Source organism: Microcystis sp. M53602_WE12 (assembly GCF_030065455.1).
GTDB classification, from domain to species: domain Bacteria; phylum Cyanobacteriota; class Cyanobacteriia; order Cyanobacteriales; family Microcystaceae; genus Microcystis; species Microcystis aeruginosa.
In genome coordinates this window covers 1-3,436 of the sequence record NZ_JASJFB010000639.1, presented here as the reverse complement: position 1 = coordinate 3,436, position 3,436 = coordinate 1, and the positions used below count along the sequence as shown (strand labels likewise).

At 44.3% G+C, this 3,436-nt stretch carries 2 protein-coding genes and 1 pseudogene; 2 read left to right on the top strand and 1 reads right to left on the bottom strand.

What is annotated here, in order from left to right; all coding sequences use genetic code 11:
- The first annotated feature begins 261 nt into the window (after nucleotides 1-261).
- Nucleotides 262-1,362 (top strand): chorismate synthase, encoded by a 1,101-nt coding sequence (aroC, locus tag PX482_RS20285; RefSeq protein WP_002756826.1) that lies wholly within the window; start codon nucleotides 262-264, stop codon nucleotides 1,360-1,362.
- A gap of 13 nt (nucleotides 1,363-1,375) precedes the next feature.
- Entirely contained in the window at nucleotides 1,376-2,578 is a 1,203-nt protein-coding gene (locus PX482_RS20280; protein WP_002756825.1) for a glycosyltransferase family 4 protein, read from the top strand.
- A 743-nt stretch (nucleotides 2,579-3,321) separates the two neighbouring features.
- On the opposite strand, the pseudogene PX482_RS20275 reads toward PX482_RS20280, so the two are convergent.
- Nucleotides 3,322-3,436, bottom strand: a pseudogene (locus tag PX482_RS20275) (Uma2 family endonuclease); the annotation flags it as partial.

Sequence of the window (3,436 nt, the reverse complement as noted above, 5' to 3'; positions counted from 1 at the left end):
TTGGCGATTTTTGTCAATTGTTTTCGATCTAGAGCGAACTAATCAATTAAGTCTCTTGCCAGATAAGGATTTAGTCGATTTATGCTCCCCTATTGAACCATACCAAATAACGAAGAGCCTTTTTAATTTAATTATAACCAGCTACTTAATTCATAATTCATAATTCATAATTCATAATTCCCAACCCCCAAGCCCTATTCCCGAAAAACTGATAACCGCTCAGGTACAATAAAACCTTGAGGCTTAATAAATATTGAGATTATGGGTAACACTTTCGGACGACTATTTCGGGTTTCCACTTTTGGAGAATCTCACGGGGGTGGGGTAGGAGTGGTTATCGATGGTTGTCCCCCGCGCTTAGAAATTTCCCAAGAGGAGATTCAAATCGATTTAGACCGTCGCAAACCGGGACAAAGCAGAATCGTGACCCCGCGTCGGGAAAATGACATTTGTGAGATAATTTCGGGCGTTTTTGACGGCAAAACCCTCGGTACACCGATCGCTATTCTAGTGCGGAATCAGGATGCTCGTTCGCAAGATTACAACGAAATGGCCGAGAAATTCCGACCTTCCCATGGGGATGCCACCTACGAAGCAAAATACGGCATTCGCAACTGGAAAGGAGGAGGCAGATCTTCGGCCCGGGAAACCATCGGCCGGGTGGCCGCAGGAGCGATCGCTAAAAAAATCCTTAAATCTGTCTATAATGTCGAGATTATCGGCTATGTGAAGCGAATTAAAGATATTGAGGCAATCATCGACCCCAACACCGTCACCCTCGACGAGGTGGAAAGTAATATAGTGCGTTGTCCCAACGAGGAAACGGCCGCCCAAATGATCGCCCTGATCGACCAAATTCGCCTGGATAAGGACTCGATCGGCGGTGTGGTGGAATGTGTAGCCAGAAATGTGCCGAAAGGTCTAGGAGAACCCGTTTTTGATAAGCTAGAAGCCGATTTAGCTAAGGGGATGATGTCCTTACCCGCGAGTAAGGGATTTGAAATCGGATCGGGATTCGCGGGAACCTTCTTAACCGGCAGCGAACACAATGACGAGTATTTTATCGATGATAACGGGGAAATTCGCACCAATAGCAATCGTTCGGGGGGCATTCAAGGGGGAATCAGTAACGGTGAAAATATTATTATCCGCATCGCTTTTAAACCGACCGCGACTATCGGTAAAGAACAAAAAACCGTGACGCGCAGCGGGGAGGAAACCACCCTGGCAGCCAAAGGAAGACACGATCCTTGTGTTTTACCCCGAGCGGTCCCGATGGTAGAAGCGATGATGGCTTTGGTATTATGCGATCATCTGCTCCGTTTTCAGGGACAATGTACGATTAGCGATCGCTTTTTCTAAACCTTTACCCGCGATGAAATTTTTATTCCTTCATTCCAATTTTCCCGCCCAATTTCGCCATTTAAGCACGGTTTTGGCTCAAGACCCCGGAAATCAAGTGATTTTCGGCACTACCAGGCAAGAGGGAGAGATAGCGGGGGTAAAAAAATTTATTTACCAGGAAAGTCGCGCTGTTTCTCCCCAAACCCATCATTATGTCCGTCCCCTCGAAAGTGCGGTTTTACAAGGTCAAGCGGTTTATGGTGTTTGCCAACAACTGAAAAATCAAGGTTTTTATCCCGATATTGTCTATGCACATTCCGGCTGGGGGCCGGGCCTATTTATCAAGGATATTTTCCCGAAAACTAAGTTTTTAGCCTATTTTGAATGGTTTTATCATGCCCATGGTTCCGATGCTGATTTTGATCCGGCGGATCCCCTTAATGCTGATGCCGAGGCCCGGATTAGAATTAAAAATGCGACGATCCTCATCGATCTGGTCAGTTGCGATCGAGGTTTATCGCCGACTATCTGGCAAAAACAACAATTTCCCCCAGAATTTAACTCGAAACTCACGGTTTTACACGATGGCATCGATACGGACTATTTCTGTCCCCGTCCCGATGTGCAGTTAGTGATTCCAGAGATAGGTTTAGATTTATCCGGTGTTAAGGAGATTGTCACCTATGCAACCCGGGGAATGGAACCCTATCGCGGTTTTCCCCAATTTATGACGGCTGTTTCCCTAATTTTAGCCCGTCGGCCTAACTGTCATGTGGTGATTGTCGGTGAGGATCGAGTCGCTTATGGGAAAACTCTACCGGACGGCAAAACCTATAAACAATTGATGTTAGAAAGCCTTTCTTTGGATTTATCCCGGGTGCATTTTACCGGTTCTCTGCCCTACGGTCAATATAAACGGGTTTTACAGGCATCGGCCGCCCATATCTATCTTACTCGTCCTTTTGTGCTTTCTTGGTCAATGTTAGAGGCCATGGCCATGGGTTGCGTCGTGATTGGTTCCGATACTCCCCCCGTGCGAGAATTAATTACTGATGGGGAAAATGGTTTATTAGTGGATTTCTTTTCTCCCCAACAAATAGCTGATCGCGTGGATGAAGTGTTAAATTATCCCCAGCGTTGGCAAAATCTGCGTTTAAAGGCCAGGGAAACTATCAAGCAACGCTACGACCTCAAGCAATGTTTACAGTATCATCTAGATTGGTTATTGAGTTGATTTTTCAGTGAACAGTAATCAGTGAACAGTGAATAGTAAACAGTAATCAGTGAAAAGAAAGCTGCGAACTTGCCAGGTAATTAGGGTCTGCTGAAAAAGTTTTTCCTGGGGGTAGGAGTCAGGAGCCGGTCGTCAGGAGCCGGTCGTTTTAGGCTTTGTTGCCATTGTTTTTTGTACCAAGCTATGTACTACAAGAAGGATAATGCAAGGTTTTTGAAAGTCCCAATCCTATTTTCTTGCACTAACATCGGACTTTAACAGGTCAAAAGCCTTATTTTAAAAGGGTTTTACCATTATTCAGCAAACCCTAATTAGTCACCGCAATAAGGACAACCTTATTGACAATGACTAAACATAGAAGTATTACCGGGTAAGGGTTTCTCAATCAACATATATGAAATACTTATACTAAATCCAGTTATTAAAGACTGATTATCTATTCCTCCTACCCCCCCTTGTCCTAGGGTTGATTCAAGGTAGGGTTGATTCATGAATCAACCCTACCCGACATCGGGGGGGGCGGGGGTTGGGGGGGTTGCCTCTTGCCTGTCCTGATATGTAACATATACTCAACGGATTTAGTATTACCTGCTCGTCTTTCTTCTAATAATACGGAGGCGATGAAACGGTTAAAAACTTGTTCCCTTGTGATAAAATATTGAGAATTTAATTCTCGGCATTCTGCAACTGTTAAGTTAACCCATAATCTTTAGATAGGCAGAAAAAATTACCATTTTATATTGTTATGTTGATTCAATAATTTTTATCCCTGCTCTAAATTCCCGCAGTGCTTGAGCATGATTTTCTGTATTAATACAGCGCATCAATAAGCCTACATCTAAACTCGGTAAAAGTTGC

Bases quoted from the DNA above. Each gene is read 5' to 3' on its own strand.
- aroC (WP_002756826.1), top strand. From the start codon at position 262: ATGGGTAACACTTTCGGACGACTATTTCGGGTTTCCACTTTTGGAGAA.
- PX482_RS20280 (WP_002756825.1), top strand. From the start codon at position 1,376: ATGAAATTTTTATTCCTTCATTCCAATTTTCCCGCCCAATTTCGCCAT.